Source organism: Pseudomonas sp. FP2338, assembly GCF_030687515.1.
In the GTDB taxonomy this organism is placed as follows: domain Bacteria; phylum Pseudomonadota; class Gammaproteobacteria; order Pseudomonadales; family Pseudomonadaceae; genus Aquipseudomonas; species Aquipseudomonas salomonii.
Window position 1 is genome coordinate 3280753 of record NZ_CP117436.1, and the last position, 19689, is coordinate 3300441.

The 19689-nt window shown below is 60.1% G+C and carries 19 protein-coding genes and 1 tRNA gene; 6 read left to right on the forward strand and 14 right to left on the reverse strand.

Annotated features, from left to right (window positions below; genetic code table 11):
* The first annotated feature begins 149 nt into the window (after positions 1-149).
* From mgtA to PSH96_RS14810, 3 genes are all read left to right on the forward strand, one after another.
* Positions 150-2864, forward strand: a complete 2715-nt coding sequence (gene mgtA / locus PSH96_RS14800; protein ID WP_305453591.1) for a magnesium-translocating P-type ATPase — start codon at positions 150-152, stop codon at positions 2862-2864.
* A gap of 65 nt (positions 2865-2929) precedes the next feature.
* Positions 2930-3277, forward strand: coding sequence for an SLOG family protein (locus PSH96_RS14805; RefSeq protein WP_305453592.1), 348 nt, complete (start codon positions 2930-2932; stop codon positions 3275-3277).
* A gap of 18 nt (positions 3278-3295) precedes the next feature.
* The gene (locus tag PSH96_RS14810; protein ID WP_305453593.1) at positions 3296-4117 is read left to right on the forward strand and encodes a hypothetical protein; all 822 of its coding nucleotides are present in this window, start codon (positions 3296-3298) and stop codon (positions 4115-4117) included.
* On the opposite strand, the gene PSH96_RS14815 is transcribed toward PSH96_RS14810, so the two are convergent.
* A complete protein-coding gene (locus PSH96_RS14815; RefSeq protein ID WP_305453594.1) occupies positions 4114-4818 on the reverse strand; it encodes a tellurite resistance TerB family protein in 705 nt (234 codons plus the stop codon). The two genes, PSH96_RS14810 and PSH96_RS14815, sit on opposite strands and share 4 nt — an antisense overlap.
* Before the next feature lie 122 nt (positions 4819-4940).
* Between PSH96_RS14815 and PSH96_RS14820 the strand changes: the two genes are divergently transcribed.
* The gene (locus PSH96_RS14820) at positions 4941-5468 is read left to right on the forward strand and encodes a DinB family protein (protein WP_305453595.1); all 528 of its coding nucleotides are present in this window, start codon (positions 4941-4943) and stop codon (positions 5466-5468) included.
* Positions 5469-5470: 2 nt separating this feature from the next.
* Here PSH96_RS14820 and PSH96_RS14825 read toward each other — a convergent pair whose 3' ends face one another.
* On the reverse strand, positions 5471-5929 hold the full coding sequence (locus PSH96_RS14825; RefSeq protein WP_305453596.1) for a GFA family protein: 459 nt from the start codon (positions 5927-5929) through the stop codon (positions 5471-5473).
* 184 nt (positions 5930-6113) lie between these two features.
* Here PSH96_RS14825 and PSH96_RS14830 point away from each other — a divergent pair, with 184 nt between their 5' ends.
* Positions 6114-6395, forward strand: a complete 282-nt coding sequence (locus tag PSH96_RS14830) for a hypothetical protein (protein ID WP_305453597.1) — start codon at positions 6114-6116, stop codon at positions 6393-6395.
* Positions 6396-6577: 182 nt separating this feature from the next.
* On the opposite strand, the gene PSH96_RS14835 is transcribed toward PSH96_RS14830, so the two are convergent.
* The 5 genes from PSH96_RS14835 to PSH96_RS14855 all read right to left on the reverse strand — a co-directional run bounded on the left by PSH96_RS14835 (position 6578) and on the right by PSH96_RS14855 (position 12014).
* The gene (locus tag PSH96_RS14835; protein WP_305453598.1) at positions 6578-6877 is read right to left on the reverse strand and encodes a hypothetical protein; all 300 of its coding nucleotides are present in this window, start codon (positions 6875-6877) and stop codon (positions 6578-6580) included.
* Between the two features lie 73 nt (positions 6878-6950).
* On the reverse strand, positions 6951-8186 hold the full coding sequence (locus PSH96_RS14840; RefSeq protein WP_305453599.1) for a cytochrome c: 1236 nt from the start codon (positions 8184-8186) through the stop codon (positions 6951-6953).
* A 2-nt stretch (positions 8187-8188) separates the two neighbouring features.
* On the reverse strand, positions 8189-8728 hold the full coding sequence (locus PSH96_RS14845; protein WP_305453600.1) for a (2Fe-2S)-binding protein: 540 nt from the start codon (positions 8726-8728) through the stop codon (positions 8189-8191).
* Positions 8721-11552 carry a xanthine dehydrogenase family protein molybdopterin-binding subunit gene (locus tag PSH96_RS14850; protein WP_305453601.1) on the reverse strand — a complete coding sequence of 944 codons (2832 nt, stop codon included), beginning with the start codon at positions 11550-11552 and terminating at the stop codon, positions 8721-8723. Before PSH96_RS14850 ends, PSH96_RS14845 begins: the two co-directional genes overlap by 8 nt.
* A 375-nt stretch (positions 11553-11927) precedes the next feature.
* Positions 11928-12014, reverse strand: a tRNA-Leu gene (locus PSH96_RS14855).
* A gap of 263 nt (positions 12015-12277) precedes the next feature.
* On the opposite strand from PSH96_RS14855, the gene PSH96_RS14860 reads away from it, so the two are divergent.
* A complete protein-coding gene (locus PSH96_RS14860) occupies positions 12278-12688 on the forward strand; it encodes a VOC family protein (RefSeq protein ID WP_058420377.1) in 411 nt (136 codons plus the stop codon).
* Between the two features lie 58 nt (positions 12689-12746).
* On the opposite strand, the gene PSH96_RS14865 is transcribed toward PSH96_RS14860, so the two are convergent.
* From PSH96_RS14865 to PSH96_RS14895, 7 genes are all read right to left on the reverse strand, one after another.
* A complete protein-coding gene (locus PSH96_RS14865; RefSeq protein WP_305453602.1) occupies positions 12747-13190 on the reverse strand; it encodes an anti-virulence regulator CigR family protein in 444 nt (147 codons plus the stop codon).
* Positions 13191-13244: 54 nt separating this feature from the next.
* A complete protein-coding gene (locus PSH96_RS14870) occupies positions 13245-13796 on the reverse strand; it encodes a GNAT family N-acetyltransferase (RefSeq protein ID WP_305453603.1) in 552 nt (183 codons plus the stop codon).
* 81 nt (positions 13797-13877) lie between these two features.
* Positions 13878-14297 carry a response regulator gene (locus PSH96_RS14875; protein WP_305453604.1) on the reverse strand — a complete coding sequence of 140 codons (420 nt, stop codon included), beginning with the start codon at positions 14295-14297 and terminating at the stop codon, positions 13878-13880.
* 35 nt (positions 14298-14332) lie between these two features.
* Complete coding sequence (locus PSH96_RS14880) at positions 14333-15457, reverse strand: fimbrial protein (protein WP_305453605.1); 1125 nt, start codon at positions 15455-15457, stop codon at positions 14333-14335.
* A complete protein-coding gene (locus PSH96_RS14885; protein WP_305453606.1) occupies positions 15454-18039 on the reverse strand; it encodes a fimbria/pilus outer membrane usher protein in 2586 nt (861 codons plus the stop codon). Before PSH96_RS14885 ends, PSH96_RS14880 begins: the two co-directional genes overlap by 4 nt.
* A 33-nt stretch (positions 18040-18072) precedes the next feature.
* The gene (locus PSH96_RS14890) at positions 18073-18819 is read right to left on the reverse strand and encodes a molecular chaperone (protein ID WP_017138855.1); all 747 of its coding nucleotides are present in this window, start codon (positions 18817-18819) and stop codon (positions 18073-18075) included.
* 74 nt (positions 18820-18893) lie between these two features.
* A complete protein-coding gene (locus PSH96_RS14895) occupies positions 18894-19442 on the reverse strand; it encodes a fimbrial protein (protein WP_017138856.1) in 549 nt (182 codons plus the stop codon).
* Positions 19443-19689 lie beyond the last annotated feature (247 nt).

Here is a 19689-nt window from a genome sequence, read left to right on the forward strand (position 1 = left end):
TAACGCGCACTAAGCGGGCACTGTAGAAGTTATGTGAACACCCTATTTAAACCGATCGCGAAGTCCGCGGCTCGGCATGCTTTCGCTCGCCTGTATTCAGGTAAGTACCGGGTATGTTTTGTCGAGAATTGGCGACAGGAGTACAGACAATGAGCGCCGTAAAAAACACGCCTCTGCACAAGAAAGATGGCACCGCACCCGACACCAAACTGTCGATGCGTGCCGCCCGTGAAGCCCAAAACGGCCTGTCGGCCACCCTCGCCAATGTGCGTGCCACCCAGGATGGCCTGACCGAACTGGACGCTTCGGCACGTCTGCAACGCGAGGGCTACAACGAAGTGGCCCACGACAAGCCGCCTCACGCCATCGTCCAGTTCCTGCAGGCACTGAACAACCCGTTCATCTATGTACTGCTGACCCTCGCCGGGATCAGCTTTGTCACTGACTACTGGTTACCATTGCAGGCCGGTGAAGAAGTGGATTTGACCAAGGTCATCATCATCATGACCATGGTGCTGCTCAGCAGCCTGCTGCGTTTCTGGCAGGAGCACCGCTCGGCCAAATCCGCCGAAGCCCTCAAAGCCATGGTGCGCACCACTGCCACCGTATTGCGCCGCGAGCAAGTCGGCAGCCAGCCGATCCTGCGTGAAGTGCCGATGCACGACCTGGTCGCCGGTGACATCGTGCAGCTGTCTGCCGGCGACATGATCCCGGCCGATATTCGCCTGATCGAGTCCCGCGACCTGTTTATCAGCCAGGCCGTGCTGACCGGCGAAGCCTTGCCGGTGGAGAAGTACGACACCCTCGGCGATGTCACGCAAAAATCCGCCTCTACGCTGGCGGCCGACCAAGGCAACCTGCTGGACCTGCCGAACATCTGCTTTATGGGCACCAACGTGGTCAGCGGCCGCGCCAAGGCCGTGGTGGTCGCCACCGGGCCGCGCACCTACTTTGGCTCCTTGGCCAAGGCGATTGTCGGCTCCCGCGTGCAAACCGCCTTCGACCGTGGGGTGAACAGCGTCAGCTGGCTGTTGATCCGCTTCATGCTGGTGATGGTGCCAATCGTGTTCTTCCTCAACGGCTTCTCCAAAGGTGACTGGGGCGATGCGTTCCTGTTTGCCCTGGCGGTTGCCGTGGGCCTGACCCCGGAAATGCTGCCGATGATCGTCAGTGCCAACCTGGCCAAGGGCGCCACGGCCATGGCCAAGCACAAAGTGGTGGTCAAGCGCCTCAATGCGATCCAGAACTTCGGTTCGATGGACGTGTTGTGCACCGACAAGACCGGCACCCTGACCCAGGACAAGATCATCCTTGAGCATCACGTCAACGCCTTCGGCCAACGCGATGACGCGGTGCTGTCCCTGGCCTGGCTCAACAGCTTCCACCAGAGCGGCATGAAAAACCTGATGGACCAGGCCGTGGTGCAGTTCTCGGAGCAGAATCCCAAGTTCCAGTTGCCGCTGGCCTACAGCAAGGTCGATGAACTGCCGTTTGATTTCGTGCGCCGGCGCCTGTCGATTGTGGTGCGCGACACGGCCGGCGACCAATTGCTGGTGTGCAAGGGCGCCGTGGAAGAGATGCTGAGCATTTCCACGCACACGCTCGAAGGTGGCACCGCCGTGCCGCTGGATGATCAACGCCGTGATGAACTGCTGGCATTGGCCAACGACTACAACGAAGACGGTTTCCGCGTCTTGGTGGTCGCGACGCGCAATATTCCCAAATCCATGGCGCGCCAGCAGTACACCACCGCCGATGAGCGCAACCTGGTGATCCAGGGCTTCCTGACCTTCCTTGATCCACCGAAGGAAACCGCAGGCCCGGCGATTGCCGCGCTGCAACAAATCGGCGTGGCCGTGAAGGTGTTGACTGGCGATAACGCCGTGGTCACCAGCAAGATCTGCCGCCAGGTCGGCCTCGAACCCGGCCAGCCGCTGCTGGGCGTGGAAATCGAAGCGATGGACGACGCCACGCTGCTGCGCCGCGTGGAAGAACGCACGGTGTTCGCCAAACTCACGCCATTGCAGAAGTCCCGCGTACTTAAAGCCCTGCAAGCCAACGGCCACACCGTGGGCTTCCTCGGCGACGGCATCAACGATGCCCCGGCGCTGCGTGATGCCGACGTGGGTATCTCGGTGGACAGCGGCACCGATATCGCCAAGGAATCGGCCGACATCATCCTGCTGGAAAAGAGCCTGATGGTGCTGGAAGAAGGCGTGCTCAAGGGCCGCGAAACCTTCGGCAACATCATGAAGTACCTGAACATGACCGCCAGCTCCAACTTCGGCAACGTGTTCTCGGTGCTGGTGGCCAGTGCGTTCATCCCATTCATGCCGATGCTGGCAATTCACCTGCTGCTGCAAAACCTGATGTACGACATCTCCCAGTTGGCTTTGCCGTGGGACAAGATGGACAAGGAATACCTGGCCAAACCGCGCAAGTGGGATGCCAAGAACATCGGCCGCTTCATGATCTGGATCGGGCCGACCTCGTCGATCTTCGACATCACCACCTTTGCGTTGATGTGGTACGTGTTCAGCGCCAACAGCGTAGAAATGCAGACCCTGTTCCAGTCCGGCTGGTTTATCGAGGGCCTGCTCTCGCAAACCCTGGTGGTGCATATGTTGCGCACTCGCAAGATCCCGTTCTTCCAGAGCACGGCTGCCTGGCCGGTGTTGATGATGACCGCCATCGTCATCTGCCTGGGGATCTACGTGCCGTTCTCGCCGCTGGGCACCCTGGTCGGCCTGCAACCGCTCCCCCTCGCGTACTTCCCATGGCTGGTCGGCACCCTGCTCGCCTACTGCTGCGTGGCACAACTGATGAAAACGATCTACATCCGCCGCTTCAAGCAGTGGTACTGATCACCCCCGCCGTTTAAACGGTGGCGGTCGCCCGGCCGCCACCGTGCATCACAAGGACCCTGACTATGCGCGTGCTTATCTGTGCAGGTCGTCATTACGCTGACACCAAAAAAACCCGCCAAGTGCTGGACGCCTACCACCGCCTGCGCCCGGTGCAGGTTTTGATTCACGGCGGCAACCAGTTCCTCGGCAGTGACATCGAGGAATGGGCGCGGGAAATGCGCATCGACGTGGTGCGCTACCCGCCCAATTGGCAACGCCACGGCAAGCAGGCGGAACGCCAGCGCAACCATTTCATGCTCGCCGACAGCCGCCCCGACGTGATCATCGCCCTGCCGGGTGGTGACGACACCTCGGAGCTGGTGTGCCAGGCCAAAGCCAGCGGCATTTCGGTGCTGACCGTAGAAAGCTGAATTCAAGCGAGGTGCATCATGCACAAAAAACACAGCCCACAACGCCCGGACGGGTTTGCCAAATACCGCGAACGTCACTACCGGGGCGCTCGCCATACCCTGTTGCTGCTGCCACCGGCCAAGCGCCGCGCACTGCAACGTAACCTGATCTTTATCGGTACCACACTCGGCCTTATCTTACTCATCGCGCTGTTTTCGAAAGCCCAGGCGGCCGGCGGTTCATATGTGGTCGACGACGGCGGGATCAACGACCCGGGCGAATGCAGCGTTGACGCCTGGTACACCGCCAACCGGCATCAAGGCAACATTCATAACCAGACGCTTAATCCGGCGTGTACCTTCAGCGCACTGCCTGCCGTGGAATGGAGCGCCGCACTGTCGCGCGCCAGTAATGCGGGGGATGCCGAGACGCAAATCAGTCCACAAGTAAAGGCGCAGGTGTGGTCACAGGAAAGCCTGGGCCTGCAAATGGCCGTGTCTGCCACTGGCCACTTTGCCCTGGACCGCCAGCATGCATTCGACGGCGCGGACTTTAATGTGCCGTTGACCTGGCAACCGGTGCAGGCATTGCGCCTGAGCCTCAATGGCGGCTGGACCCACGCCTACAACGGCGGTGAACAAAACCACCGCCTGACGTGGGGCACCGGCGTTGAGTACCAGTTGGCAGACGCGCTTACGCTGATCGGTGAGCGTTACGGCCAGGAAGGCGGTGACCAGGCGTGGCAGGCCGGGCCGCGGTTCCATGTGGGCAAATTGGTCGATGTGGATGTGGTGGTGGGGCAGAGCCTCACCGGTGATCACAACCAATGGCTGACCACCGGCGCGACCGTCCGGTTTTAAGCTTTGGCCTGTTGCTCCAGGTGCAGTTGCAGGTTCGCATCGATCTGCAACTGCGCGGCCAGTTCGTCCAGATAGCTGCGCTCCGCATCCTGCTGATCGTCGACCAGCATCACGCTGGCCAGGTAGATCTCGGACGCCAACCCTGGATCAGCGGCATATTCGGCAAAATCTGCGGCATTCAGCGGCTTGGCGACTTCGTCGTTGAGCCACTGCTTCAACTGCGGCTCATCGGTATGGCGGCCTATTTCGGTTGAGATCATTTGCTGCTCGTTTTCATCAATCCTGCCATCGGCTTTGGCGGCCGCAATCAGCGCGCGTAACAGCGCATGGCTATGGGCTTCAGCTTCTTGACCATCGAGCTGATCAACCGTCTGAATGGCCTGCTGCGGTGCACTGGCCTGCTGGCGTTGCCAGGCCTGATACGCCTGGAAAGCCGCCATCCCCAAGGAGGCCAACGCCGCATAATTCATCCCGCCGGAACGCGTTTGAGGGGTGCCACCGGCAGGCGCACCGCCCAACAATCCGCCCAGGCCACCTAATAAACCGCCCAGCCCGCCACCACCTGCCGCAGCGTTGCCGCTGCCGGAGCGGTTCAACAAACCGCCCAGCAAACCACCCAGGCCGCCCAGTCCACCGCCTGAGCCGCCGCCGTTTTGCTGGCTGGCGCGCAGCAGCTGTTCCAGTAAATTGCCGGTATTCATGGTGTCACTCTCCCGCAGCGTCGTATTGGCGTTCAACAACCATAGCCCGCCAGCGCAGGAACACCAAGACCGCCGAGCGGGCACGCCTTATGATGGCCCCACCACGTTGAAGGAGAAACCGCGTGAACCGTCTTGAGCACATAGTGTTGATGGCTGACTACAACCAGTGGATGAACCGCAAAGTCTATGCAGCCGCCAGCCAGCTAACCGACGCAGAACTGACCACGGACCGGCAGGCGTTCTTCGGCTCGATCCTCGGCACACTCAATCACCTGACATTGGGGGACACGGTGTGGCTCAAGCGATTTGCCGAGCATCCGGCAGGCTTTGCCCAACTGGCGCCATTAGCGTCGATTGCCACGCCTTCTGACTTGAAGCAACTGGCTTTCGCCAACCTGCGCGAGCTGGAGGCCCGCCGCGCCTGGCTGGACCAACTGATCATCGACTGGGCCAACAGCCTGCGCGAGCCCGATCTCGACCAGCGTCTGCAGTACCACAACATGCGCGGCGTGGCGAACCACAAGCCGTTCTTTGCACTGCTGATGCATTTTTTCAACCACCAGACCCACCACCGGGGCCAGGCAACCACATTGCTGACCCAGGCGGGCGTGGACGTCGGTGATACCGACTTGCTGGCCCTGGTTGATTGAACTCAGCCGGCACTGAACGTGGCGTAAGCCTGCATCAAGCGCGGGAAGTCCTGCGGCTCGGGCAGTTGCGCAAAGCTTTCGACCGCCGGCGTCGCAGCCCAGGGCAGTTTTTCGCTGGTCCAGGTTTCCATGAACGGCACGTAGTCGCGGGCGTTATCCAGCAAGGTTGCGCGTACATTGACGAACTCATCGATGCCATGGGGGCGCGTAAACAGCCAGCTCATGCAGTGCGGGCAGCAATAATGGCGGTCCACGCCGTGCAAGCCGCCGATCACCGGGCAACCCTGGATCACGGTGAAACCCGCGGCCGGAATCAACGCGCTAAGGGAAAACGCACTGGCGGTCATCTTCTGGCAGCCGCTGCAATGGCACGCCATGGTGATTACCGGCGGCAAACTCACGCTGAAACGCACCCGACTACAGCGGCAACTGCCCTCCAGCGGCAAGGTTTCGACGCTCATCACTCACTCCTTTTTATGATTGTTGGCACCACAGGGTAGCGTGAACCGCCCGTGGAATAAAACCGAACGCCGCGCTGCCCGCGCGGTCACAACCCTGAGGGCTCGGGGTTGATTGCCCCGGTCCTGCCCACGCGTCGCCGCTGGTTTTTGGCCGCGCGTACCCCCATAAGAAGGAGACGCTTACATGGTCACTCACTTCAAGGTCGCCGGGCATCTGGCTTGCGGCCATCACGGCACCAACCTCACGTCCAGCACCGAGCTGAACCGAGTCAAATGCCGTACCTGCCGCAATACCGACGCCTACAAAGAAGCGCGCCGCACCCAGCGCAACGCTGCCCGCCGCTCCGCGCGCAAGGTCAAAACCCATACTGTCGTTGACTGGCGCAGTGCCTGGACGCAACGCCTCACCGACTTGCCTGGACTGCAGCGCCTGCCACGAGGTTTCAGCGGGCAGCCATTTGTCTAAGCTGTTCAGGGGTTGAAAACAGATTAACCCGGTTCCCATCGGGATCCTGCAGCAGCGCAGACTTAGTGCCCCAGGGCATATTCGTCACCGGCATCCGTACCTCTGCGCTGCTCACTTGTGGCAACACCGACTCAACCTCTTGTGCCTCAAATCCCAGGATCACCTGGGCGATGCTCTTTTTCCTATAGGTGAGTGTCCGCCTGCTCAGCGGGATAAAACACGCCCTCCTTCCCTATCTTTTTCAGGCGTTCGCGCACCATTACCTCAACCCGGGCCACTGCAGCCTGATCGTCAGCGTTGACCCACTGCAAGCACAGGCGTCGGACATTCTGATCGTGAGTGCCCTCGCTCATCATCTCGTGGGTGAAAACCTGTTCGCCACGCCATAGGCATAGCTGGGTATGAGTTCCGCCGAGCCATATTTCGTTGATTGCACCAAGGTCGGTGATCGCCAGTTGATCCACCGTGATTGTCTTATCCATTTTGCTGCGCCTTACCCATGAGTACATCAAGGTAGACTGACAGGCATTGCCGGTCGTTCCCGGCGTCGGCAGTTCAGTGCGCCTTGTGCTCGGCGGGCGGCGCATCGGCCGCGAGCTTCTGCACGTCGCTGACCGCCAGCTCACCCGACTGGCCGCCCCAACCCTGGCGCAGATAATTGAGCAGGTCGGTCAGCTGTTGATGATTGAGCTTGTCGGCAAAGCCCGGCATCGGTTGCATGCGCTCGAACCCGGTGAATTGCTGCTCGCCGATGCCGTCCTCAATCACCCGCAGCAGGTTGCGCGGGTCTTCCAGGCGCAGCGTGGTATTGCCGCGCATGGCCACCGCGATGTGCGGCTTGCCCTCGCCGTTCGGCGCGTGGCAGCCGGCGCACACGTTCAGATAGTCCTGACGACCGCGTTGTGCGCTTGGGCTCATGGCGTCCAGCGACGTCTCGCTCAGCACCTTGGCCTGCGGCGGTTGATCGCCCAGCAGGAAGGTCGCCATTGCAGCCAGGTCCGGATCGTTGAGGCCCTGGGTGCTGTTATGGAACACCGGGAACATCTCGTTGAACATCGTGCCCTGGGCACTCATGCCGTGCTTGAGGAACGTGCTCAGGTCCTGATGATTCCAGCCGCGAGCGGCCAGGTCAGTGGCCAACAGGCTGGGTGCCAGATAGCCGTTCAGCACGCCGCCGGTCAGGCGTTTATCCTGCTGCATTGCGCCGGGCAAGCCGCGTGGCGTGTGGCATTCGCCGCAGTGGCCGAGCACCTCGACCATGTATTGGCCACGCTTGAATGCTTCACTTTTGCCCTCGGTCGGCGCAAGTTTCACATCCTTGCCGTAGAGCATGTTCCAGCCCATCAGACCCAGACGCACGTTGAACGGAAAGCTGAGGCGGGTAACCGGCGCCGCACGCTCGATGGGCTCGATGGTTTTCAGGTACGCATGGATCGCGTCCGAATCTGCACGGGGCATCAGGTGGTAGGAGGTGTAAGGCATCGCCGGGTACAGATTCGCGCCATCCCGGCGCTTGCCTTCGGTGAGCGCGGCGAAGAATTCGTCATCGGTGTACAGGCCAATGCCGTGCTCTTTGCTCGGGGTGATATTGGTGCCATAGATCGTGCCGAACGGCGAAACGATCGGCAGACCGCCCGCAAACGGCGCGCCACCCGGTGCGGTGTGGCAGGCCATGCAGTCAGCGGCGCGGGCGAGGTATTCGCCGCGTTTGACTTGATCGTCCGCGTGCGCCAGCAACACCGGCGTAGCCAGGCCAACCGCCAGCGCAAGGCGGGAAAGTAGTGGCTTCATGCTTAACCCTCCTTGACCAGGCCGAGATCGGTCAGCACGCTGCGGGTCGCGTTGTAGTAACGCACGTAGCCGGTGCAGCGGCAGATGTGGTGGCCGAGGCTGTCCTCGATGACTTTTTCCAGCTGGCTTTTGACGATCGGCTGACGCTGCAGCTTCTCCACCAGCACGGTCGCGGCATTGACGAAACCCGGCGCGCAGTAGCTGCACTGGAAGGCGAACTCATCGACGAAGCGCTGCTGGATCGGGTTCAGCTCAGTGACTTTGCCCTGCTCGTCGCGGGTTGCGTGGCCTTCGATGGTGCGGACTTTTTTGCCTGCAAAATAGTGTGCCCCCGTGATACAGGTGCGCACTTCTTCGCTGGTGCCGTCCGGGTTGTCGACGATCACCACGCAGGCGTGGCAAATGCCCTGGCCGCAGCCGAGCCGCGAGCCAGTGAGGTTTTTGTATTCGTGCAGGTAGTCGATCATCGGCAGGTCATCAGGGATGTCCACCGGGCCGACGGATTGACCGTTGAGGGTCAGTTGAAACGGACGGTTAGCCATTGAGGGCCTCCTTGATGCGCGCAGAAGTGATTGGCAGGTCGCGGACACGTTTGCCGATGGCGTGGGCCACGGCGTTACCGATGGCGCCGACGATCGGGATCATCACCACTTCGGCGATGCCCTTGGACGGGTCGCTCGGCGACAGCGGCGGCAGGATCTCGGCCGTCTGGTTCCACACCGCAACGTGCCGGGCCATCGGCAAACGGTAACGGTTGAAATTCCAGTCCCCCTCCCCCGGCCCGCCTTCGTACAGCGGCATCTCTTCCATCAACGCATGGCCTATGCCCATGGCGATCCCGCCTTCGAGCTGGCCCTTGACCAGTTCTTCCACCAGCACCCGGCCGCACTCGACCCACGAGTGATGGTTGAGCACTTGCACTTCAGCGGAGCCCTTGTTCACTTTCAATTCCACCAGCGTCGCGACCGGGCTGTAGTAAGTCACCGCCGCGTTGTTCAACTGGGTGTCCGGGTAGTGGACGTTCTGGCGATCCAGCAGGTGGAAACCGTTGCTGGTCATCTGGGCTTTCTTCGCGTTTGGCGCGCCGTCGCCGTACTTCACGGCCAGGCCGTCGAGCGGCAGGCGTTCACGCACGCCGTCGATGCTGTAATCGGCTTCGGCCCAGCTCCAACGGTTGAAGCCGTGCACGGTAGCGCCGGTCACCAGGCCTTTTTCGTGGGCGTGTTTGGCCAATTGCTCAAAGCTCAGCGGCTGCATGCCGTTGGCGGTGAGTTTGCCGTCGACCCAATGCGCGTCTTCGCGGCGCACCACATACGGGTTGGCCTGGCCGCCGTAAGGGCCTTGGCCCCAGATCTGCAACGCCGCCGGCCACAAGCCGTGGTTGAACAGCACCCGGGAGGCTTCACGGGTGGCGTGGCTGAAGTAATACGCCGAGTTGGTCGCCGACGAGGCCGACGCCAGTTTGCCGACCCAACGCGGGTTGCGCAGAAAACCATCCTGCTCGGCCTGGCTCATGACGTAAGGGTTGCCGCCAGTGATCAGTTGCAACTCTTCCCATTCGGTTTCGCCGGTCTTCACTTGCGTGGCCGGAATGCCGATGAAATCCGCCACCACCAGGGCTTGCGAGGTTGACATGCCGGTGCCGATTTCAATGCCGATATGGCGCAACGTCACGTGGCCTTCGGCGGTGAATTCGATGCTGGCCATCGGCGCCTCGGAACCGGTGCCGAAGTCTTTCTGGCAGATGGCAAAACCCACGCCATACCAGTTATCCGGGTCAGCGGCTTCGCGGGTCTTTTTGATCTGGTCGCGGTTTTTCCAGACGTCGTGGGCAGCCGCTTTGTCGAGTATCTCGTGTAAGCGCAACGCCCCGGCCGGCACCGCGCCCTGGGTGTTTTTCATGCCCGACAGCAGGGCGTTTTTCTTGCGCAGGTCGATGGCATCGATGCCCAGACGCCCGGCGATTTCGTCGACCATCATCTCGGTCGAGGCCATGCTTTGCAGGGTGCCGTAACCGCGCATCGAACCCGCTTCAACCGCGCGGGAATGGTAGGCCGTGACCTGCAAATCGTTCTGCGGCATGTAGTAGATCGACTGCGCTGCCGTGGCGCCAACCGCTGCCACCGAAGGGCTGTAGTTGATCCGCCCGCCGCCGTCGACGTTCATCTCGGCGCGGAAAATCTGGAAACTGTGATCGTTTTTGTCCACCGCCAATTGGTAGCGGATGTCGAACGGGTGACGCTTGATGCCACTCTGGAACTGCTCATAGCGGTCGTTGGCCAGGCGCACCGGCACACCGGCGCCGTACAGCGCTGCGAGGGCTGCGTAGTAGACAAAAATGTTGTGGTCCTTGGAACCGTAACCGACGGTGTAGCCCGGGTGCATGTTCAGATTCGCCAGGCCGAAGCGCGATTGCGCGATCATCTTCGCGGTTTCGGTGGCGGCTTCCAGCGGGCACTGGGTCGCGACGACAAAGTGCAACGTCTTGGTGGCCGGATCGTACCAGCCGTTTCCGTTGTCCGGCTCCATCGCCGCCGGTTCAATCGACGGGGTTTTGTAGCGCTCGTCGAACACCAGCCAGTTATCGGGCGGCGAATCGATCTGCTGCTGCATCCGGTCGGCGTAAAACAGCCCGCGCTCGGTCAGGTTGCCGTGCAGGTTCGGCTGGGAATTCCACACCGGGCGACGGTTTTTCAGCATCGGGAACAGGATCGAATCCTTGAGGCTGGCGAATTCATCCGCGTCCGCCGAGGTCGCACCGCCGACGCGCACGTAGCGGAAGCTGCCGTAAGGATCACGCTCGTAATACGGCACCTGGGCACCGTAACGGATGGCTTTGTCATTGAATTTGAGTTTGGCCTTGGCCTGACGGAAACGCTCGAAGTCGTTCCAGATCAGGATCGCCACAGGGTGACCGATGAACATCGGCACCTTGCCTTCCGGCAGCAGCGGATCTGGCGCGTGCTCTTCCGGGAAGACGATGCCGTCCTTGTCCAGGTCGGCGGCGGTGACGATGCGGTCAGGCTGCAACTCGGCGCCAAGCCACGACAGATCGTAGCCGGCGTAGATGCGATCGGCCTTGGTTGTCTTCAGCAACATGGCGTGGCCCTGCTGCTGCGGCCAGCCTGGCATGTCCTTGGCGCGGATGTCGCGGGCAAAGACCTTGCTCCCGCAGACCTTGGACAAGGCGTCGTTACGCGAGCGCGCCTTGCCGTTGTTGCCGAGCCATTGCTCGGACGGCAGGGTCACGCTGTTTTCCATCAAGGCCGCCAGCGCCTGGGTGCTGAGCGGTGTAAGCGTCACGCTCACACCCGCCACCAGCCCGCCCTGAAGGAACGAGCGCCGGGAGATATCACGGTTGGACATGGATCATCCTCTGGGCGGTTATGGGTCCGCCCTTTTAGTTATGTTCTGGGGAATCGATCCTTGCAGGAGCGCTTTCGCTGGAAGCCAAAGGCTGGAATTGACAGTGCAAAGCTGACCGAAAGGTTAACTTTATAGGTTTCTGCGCGCGCCGCAAACAATCTGTTACAAAAACCGAACAAAGAATCAACGCGTTGCCGCTTTGCTCTGAGTTAAAGCAAAGGCCGCGAAGGATCAGGGAAATGTCAGGATGGCTACACACGCAAAAGGATCGGCAAACAGGTCATACCGACAAAACGAGCGATGGAGTTTTAAAATTTTGGGGAGCACAAACGAAAAAGGGCTCGCATGAAAAATCATGCAAGCCCTTGATATCTATGGTGCCCGAACCCGGAATCGAACCGGGACGCCCTTACGAGCGGGGGATTTTAAGTCCCATGCGTCTACCAGTTTCGCCATTCGGGCGGTAGCGCGGTGTTGCAGGGTTGGGAATATATAGACCCTGGCGCTTGGACGCAAGGTCGAAGCGTACCTTTATGGTGCTCATTCCAAGCTGAAAAAGCTTGTCAGATCAGTGATCTACGCAGTGAACCCGGCATTGCACCCAGCCAGTTGGCTGACCGTCCTGGGCCGATGCCACGGGTTAAATGCAGCACTCGTTTTCCAGAATCAGCTAAGTTGAAGACTTTGGCGACACCAAACCCAATGATCAAACAGGAATGATCGCAATGCGCACCTTTTCAATCCAACATATAGATCATGTTGTTTTACGCGTGAAAGACATCACCCGCAGCCTGGCGTTTTACACCTCGGTACTGGGCTGTGAGGTCAAAAAGCGCCGTGACGACCTTGGCATGATCCACCTGAGCGCCGGGACGTCCCTGATTGACCTGGTCGATGTGAACGGGTCGATTGGTCGTGAGGGTGGGGAGCCGGCGGGCAAGCAGAGGCATAACGTCGATCACGTTTGTCTCAGGGTTGAGCCTTTTGATGAGTCCGCCATTCTCAGCCACTTGGCTGAGGCGGGTGTGTTTGCTGAGAAGGCGCAGCAGCGCTATGGCGCAGACGGGACTGGCTGGTCGATTTATTTCAACGATCCGGATGACAACCGGATCGAGCTGAAGGGCCCTGCCATTTAGGCTAGTTGCATAGAGGACGGCGAACGATACGTTTATCGTGCGCCAGGCTTTCAGCGCACTAGTCAAAAGCGCCGTTAAGCACTTCGTAGATGATCCCGGAAGCAATAGCCACGAGGATCAAATCCGTGCCTGCCTGCTGCCATTCGTAGCCGTCGTAATGAGGCAGCCTGCCGAGTAATCGGCCGTCCAGTTTTTTTGCAATCCCTGGAGGCAGCGGCTTTCCTCGAGCGAGGTTCTTCTGTATGCCAGGTGGCAGTGATGGGCCAGGCCGCCAATAATCACGGTAGCCACCGAGCACGCCCAGCACGCTGCCTCGATCAACGCTTGGACCATAGTGCGAATCGCCGCCTTTGCCCTTCTTGCCCTGCCCCCCTTGGCCGTTGCCGTTGCCGTTGCCATGGCCTTGCCCCTTCCCGTTACCAGGATCAGCCAACGCCGTCGCCGAGCCCGCGACCAGAGCAATGCAAGTGATGACGACTGCCAACGAGCGAGATTTGAACATGATCATTCACTCCAGAAGGGACTGCCCTTTTGAATATAGATCGAATTGCCGAAATCAGTAGCGCTCGCCCATTACGGAGCGCTCAAATGCAGCACGCTCAACTTTATAAAAACGATTCTCTTGCGAACGCCCAGCGAACGTTTTTACCGAAGTATGCGAAAGCTGCCCGCCGATTTTCTCCATTGCCCGTTGCGAGCGAATGTTGTCGGCGCCGACGTGGAACCATACGGTATCGACCCACTGAAAGGCGTGCTTGAGCATCAGTTGCTTAAGCTCGCCATTGGCCCCGCCGCCCCATTTTTCACGGGCCAGAAACGTGTAACCGATGGCCACCTCACGTTGCGGCTCACTGAAGTCGTAGTAACGAGAGCTGCCCACCACCCTGTTGCTCTCAAGGTCGATCACCACCAGTACGCTGGGGGATGCCAGCGCCTGCTCGAACCATTCGCGAAACACCGGTTCCTGGTAGCGCGTGGGGCTGGGGTGCTGGGCCCAGATCAACGGGTCGCAGGCGACGCCATACAGGGCCTCAAAATCCCCGGCTTCCAGCGGGCGCAGCTCAAGTAACGCGCCCTTGATGGAGGGCGGGATGGGTAGCGATTGCATTACTGTACTCCAGGCGCTGACAGTGCCAGATCATCGCGCATGGGCGATTGCATTCGCAACAACCGGTGAGCCACCGTGAAGCTACACCCCCACTTCTCTGTTGCGTGCAGTGGCCACAAGGCTGGGATCAACCCTGGCCATGAGCTGGGTGAGCGTGTCGAGGTCCGGCAACGGCAATGCACTGATCAATACCTTGTCCTGACGGCACACCAGAAACGCCGGGATACCCGATTGCCTTTCATCGTAGATCATTGCGCAACGCACGTACGGGTTGTCCATGCAGAACGAAAACAGATCAAATTTCACGCCTTTCACCAGTGAAGCGTTGATGATCAGCAGGTCCAAGGGTTCGCAGTCATACTCCAGCGCGCTTAATACCTCCTCCAGCCGGTGCATCGGCGCAATCCGGTAGTAACCCAGATGGTTCAGGGCACGCTCGATCCTCAACCGGGAGAAATGCTGGTCATCTGCGATCAGAATCCTGAGTGCTTTATTTGGCATCTTTCGCATCCTCGCGATTAGTCTTACGTACTCCATCACTGATAAATAATCGTAAACGTTGCCGACGCGTTGGCCGGCCCCGGTGTGACCTTGGACTGGGTTTGCAGATAACGTGCGCGCAACGGGATTGAATAGCTGCCCTCGGTCGCTCGCAGGGCCAGGCCACTGTTTTGATTCGTCGCTAAAGGCAAGCCGATTCCGTTAGGGGTTGCGACCTGCACACCTACGCCTGTGGCGGCAGGTGCACTGCCGCCCGTTGTAGGGTCGAGGCTCAGCACGCCATTGCCGCCGTTGATCGCTGCCCGTGCCGGGTCGACGCGATATTGCAGGGTGTTATTGACCACGGTGCCAGGCGTGCTACTGCCGGAGGGTGAATTGCCGCTCTGGGAAATCCAACCGGGACCTGTTGTCCTGAAGGTCCCCGTAAACGCCGGGCAATCATTTAATCGAATGGCAAAATCGACCCAGGCGCTGGCAGTGTTGACTCCCGTAAATGTCTTGGTCTGATGTGTACCCATAGGGACGTTCACATCCGGCGTGCTGCAGGTGCGCGAGACAATCTGGATAGTGCCAGAGATACCCATTTTGAAGCCCAGCATTCTGGCGTCGCCAAAACTGCCAAATAGGCTCACGGTCGGCAACGTATTGCCCACCAACACGCCCGGTTCCACATCGCCCAGTTTGATTAATACCAATTCAAAATTGGAAGGTCCGTCAAACGGGACCAGGCACCGCCAGCCCGGCGTACACGAGGTCCAAATTTTGCTCGTTGCTCGTGGCAGAGGGCCGCCCGTGCTAGTGAAGGCGACCCCTAGTCCTTGAATGCTGGTTCTGTAGACTTTATTGGCATACACCCCGCTGGTGACGTTGGCCAGGCCATAGCCCGAATCAACCGTAATCTCAGTCGACTGTTCATACGGAGCATACAGGCACTCCAGCTTTACCGCCTGGCCCGCTGCCATGCTGAACTTCTGTCGATAAACTTCGGCGCCTACCGGCACATCTCGCCCGACGGTGATCGACGATATTTGCAACGGCATGGAGCCATTCGCTGGCTGGATGCCATTCATGTAGGTGCACGTGACCGCCATGGCCGTGTCGGCCGCTACCCACAGTGCGATGACTGCCAATCCCGAGTTGATCAAAGCCCTGATGTTCATAACGGTACCTTTTGCATAGTGTTGGGCCGCACGCGGTCAGCGACCTGTTTGCCTGCCGCACACACGGCGTCCAGCTGCTGCAACTGCTGGCCCTCGCCCGGGCCCGGTGGAATGACCAACGCACACTGCTGGTGCGCTTTGCTGCCCCAATTGATCAGCAACTGCCGGGTATCAGGCTTGATGCGTGCGTAGAGCTGACCGCCCTGCCCGACCACGCCCACCGTGGCGCCTTCGCCATCCGTTACGCCGGCCCCAAATGGCAAGCTGTTGCCATTGTCCAGGCGCACGTTGAGCAGTACTGCCCGCCCCTGGTTGGTGGTGTATTTGAGGTGCACTACGGCGCCGGCACGCGGCGCGACCTGCTGGCTGGTTTCGTTGAACTCAACGTCCAGGGAACTGCCGATCGGGTCGATGGCGACCTCGTTCAATTCATAGGGGCGCAAATACGGCACCACGGCGTTACCGCTTGCATCAAGCCTCAGACCTGGATAGCCCGACACCTTGGCACCCTGCGCACCCTGCGCGCTGATCACCGCCATGGTCTCGCCGCGATAAGGCGTCATGGTCATACCGTCGGCATGGGCCACCAGCGTGCCGCTGGCCCCCACGGAAGCACTGGTGTAGCCGTCGCCACGCCCCAGTGCGGCACTGAGCATCGCCCTGGCACCGGTGTACTGCCCGTTGAGCGCTACACTTTTGCTATTGCTGCCACCGTCATGCCCGAAGGTTGCGCCGTAGCCGTACTGGCGATCGTCGCCCGCGGTGCCGCTGATGCCGGCCTGCTCGCTGTAGTTGCCGCGCGTGTCACGGCCAACCTGCGCCGTCACCTGTGGGCCATAACCAGACCCACCAAACTCCAGGGGCATGCTCATGGTCAGCAGGAAGCTGTTCTCCATATCGCCCAGGCCCATGCGGCTGCGATTGGCGTTCACGCTGAAACTCACGCGATTGAATTGCTTGCTGTAGCTGAACTGGTACTGCACATCACTGCCCGGCTGGTTCCAGTAATTCTGCGCATAGCCGCTAAGAGTCACTTGGCCCCAAGGCCCCAGCGTCTGGTCTGCGGTGATGGACAGGCGGCTGCGCGGACGTCCGAACATACGGGTGTCCCAACCATTTTTCTCGGCATCCACCAGTTGCACGGCATTGCTGAAATCCAGGTAGTCACCGGTAGAAAAACGGTAAGCCGCCACCGAGAAGTTGCTGCCGGTACTGAGTACATTCTTGCTATAGGACAAGCGCATGCTCTGCCCTTTGGCCGTCCCGGCAGCCAGCTCGGTCTGTGCGTGAGTCACGTCCACCGCCATGGCGCCGATGGGCGTGCCAAACGCCAGGCCCGTGAGCAGCGCCGTGTAGTGGTCGCTCGACTGCAGGCCACCGAAGCCTGTGAACGTGTTGTTCAGGCCGTACTGCAGCGTGCCTTGCAGCACGCGTGCCTGTTGGTCGACAAAGTTGTTGCGGGTTTCACCGGCGGTGAAGCTGAATCGCGAGGTACCGGGGCGCAACAACTGGCTGACCGAGGCATAGGGCACGATAAAGTTCTGTTCGGTGCCGTCTGCCTCGGCAACGCTCACGTTAAGGTCACCGCCGTAGCCGGTGGAGTACAGGTCATCGATCACGAAAGCACCCGGCGCTACGGTAGTCTCCAACAGGACATTGCCGGCCTGGCGAATGGTCACGCGGGCGTTGGTGCGGGCAATGCCACGGATGACCGGGGCATAACCGCGCATGGAATCAGGCAGCATGCGGTCATCGCTGGCCAACTGCACGCCGCGAAAGGACAAGGTGTCGAAGATCTCGCCGCTGGTGTTGGACTCCCCCACCGTCAACTGACTTTTCAGCGCCGTCACATCACGTTGAGCGTAAGTGTCCAGAGCCTGGTACTTGTTGCCCTGACGCGACTGCCAGCTCATCGACGCGTTGTGGCGCAGGCGCCAGTCACCCAGATTAAGGCCCGCATTAAGGCCCATGAACGCCGAGTCATAGTCGCCCGTGCGGGTGCGATTACGGTTGGCGTTGAAGGTATAACTGAGCATGCCGGCGGTCACACCGCGGTCCCATAACTCAGGGCTGACGTAACCCCGGGAATTACGCTTCAAGGCGGCCTGAGGAATGCTGAGGTCGAGCGCCTGGTTCTCCGGTGAAAAACTCGCACTGGCACCTTGGATCAAACTGCCCAAAGACACGCAGCCTGTGGTGTCCAGCGGTTCGGACAGCTTGGACATGTCCACGCCCTGACGTTCAAGCAAGCCATGGTCCATGCACACCACCGGTTTGCTGCCGTCGGGCTGGGCCTCAATGCGAATGTCCTGGCGGCTGTTCAACTGGCCGTTGAGCAACACATCGGCGCGGTATTGCCCCGGCGTCACCGGGTTGCCGGTCTGGTATTTACCCAGGTCGAGGTTACGCGAGTCCTCAGGCAGGAATGCGTCGTTGAACTGCACCTCTTGCGCCAATGCGCCCTGTATTCCCCATGCACCAGGCGCGATGGCCAGCACCTTGAGCACCAAGGCTGTAAGCGGATTCAAGGCAAAGCGAGGCTGCGCCCGCAGGGCAAGCCTGGAGCTGGAAGAGGTTTGCATAATTAACTCGCGTGTAAAGACGTCAGGAGTTGATCAAGGCTTGAGTGCTTTCCGAGTCGGGATCAGCGCGCCGTAATCGTTGATGGCGTTGAACTCCACTTGGGCATCGGCGGCAGGCCGAGTCTTGAGAGTCGGCAGCGGGAACTGCCGGGTTTCACCCGGAGCGACCATGCCGTCCTCACTGCGAGCACGTACTGAGCCCGACACCAGTTCCAGTTCAACCAGCGACACGTAAAAGGCCGACGGGTTGAACGCCTGCAAGGCCAGGCCCAAGCCATCACGGCTGGAAACCACTTGCCATTGCACCTGTTCAATCGCTTCAGTGGCTGTTCCGGGTAACTCGGTGGGGCGATAGAACAGCTTGATTCGCGAGCGAAATGCCATTTGCAGGGTGTTAAGGTCCTCACCCGCCTCGGGCTTGGGCGGAATTTCCAGTACGTTCAGCCAGAACACCGACTCCTTGTCCGAGGCCAACGCCGCCCCCGTGAACAATACCCGCAGGCTTTGGCCTTTGGCCGGGTCGATACGTGCCACCGGCGGCGAAAGCAGAAACGGCGCCTTGGAACTGGTGGGCGTGGACTCGACACTGCCAGTATCGATCCAGGCTTGCATCAGCGCAGGCTGCGTGCCGTTGTTATTGAGTTTGACGGTGACTTCCTTCTGGCCAGCCGGGTAGATCACCCGCGTGCCGGTAATCACCACGCCCGCAATGGCTTGGGCGCTTGCCAGGGCCAGAAGGCTTGCCAGCAGCAACTGTTTAAGTGGAAGTTTGCAAGGCATGACAGTGTCCCATCGCCGCCAGAAAACACGCCCTTTTATCGACCACACAGGGCGTGTGTTCATTGGCGAGCGACTTACTGATAATTAATGGAGTACGTCACGTTACTGATAACGGTGCCCGGCGTAGTTGCGGCCTGGGCGTAGTACTGAACGGCGTAAGGCAGGTCGGCACTCAGTGTTGTTGTATCGATGCTGATACGGCTGGTAGACGCCACTTGCCCGGTGTCACCGGCTTTGATGGCTTTACCATTTGAGGCGTCAACCAATTGCAGTTGCGCCTTGGTGGCGGTGCCGCTCAAGTTCTTCAAGTTGCCGCTGGCCGGGTCCACCGAGCCACCTGCTTCAAAGAACGCAGAAGCGGTTTTAAGCGCCGCAGAGCACTTGCTCAGTTGAATGCTGAACCCGGTCTGGCCCGCCACTTGGCCCTGTGCAGCCAGCGAAGCGGTCGAAATCGTCGGCAGCGTGACGGTGCTACCTGCTGAGCCTGCCGCGCCATTGACTGCGACTTGGCAAGTTTCGGCTTTCAGTTCGCCGTTGAAATTGATGGTGCCGTCCGACGCCATGGCGGCGGAGGTGGCGGTGGCGGCGACCAATACAGCGAGGACGCGGGCTTTGTAATCCATGAGTAACTCCAAGAGCGCAAGATGCTGAGTAGAGAGTGAGTTCCCTGTTGCAGGAGAACTGCTGTGTTGTTGCGGAGTTAAGTGTAAGGAAGTCACCGAACTGTCCAAATAGGACTGCTCCGAAAAAGCAACTAAGCCCTGCAGATTTTAATTAATTAACTTGGCGATGGCCGCGCAAAAAAAATCAATCTACCGAGGAGGGTTTTTATTCTGCAGACAACTTTATGGTCAATAGGAGTACTCCTAA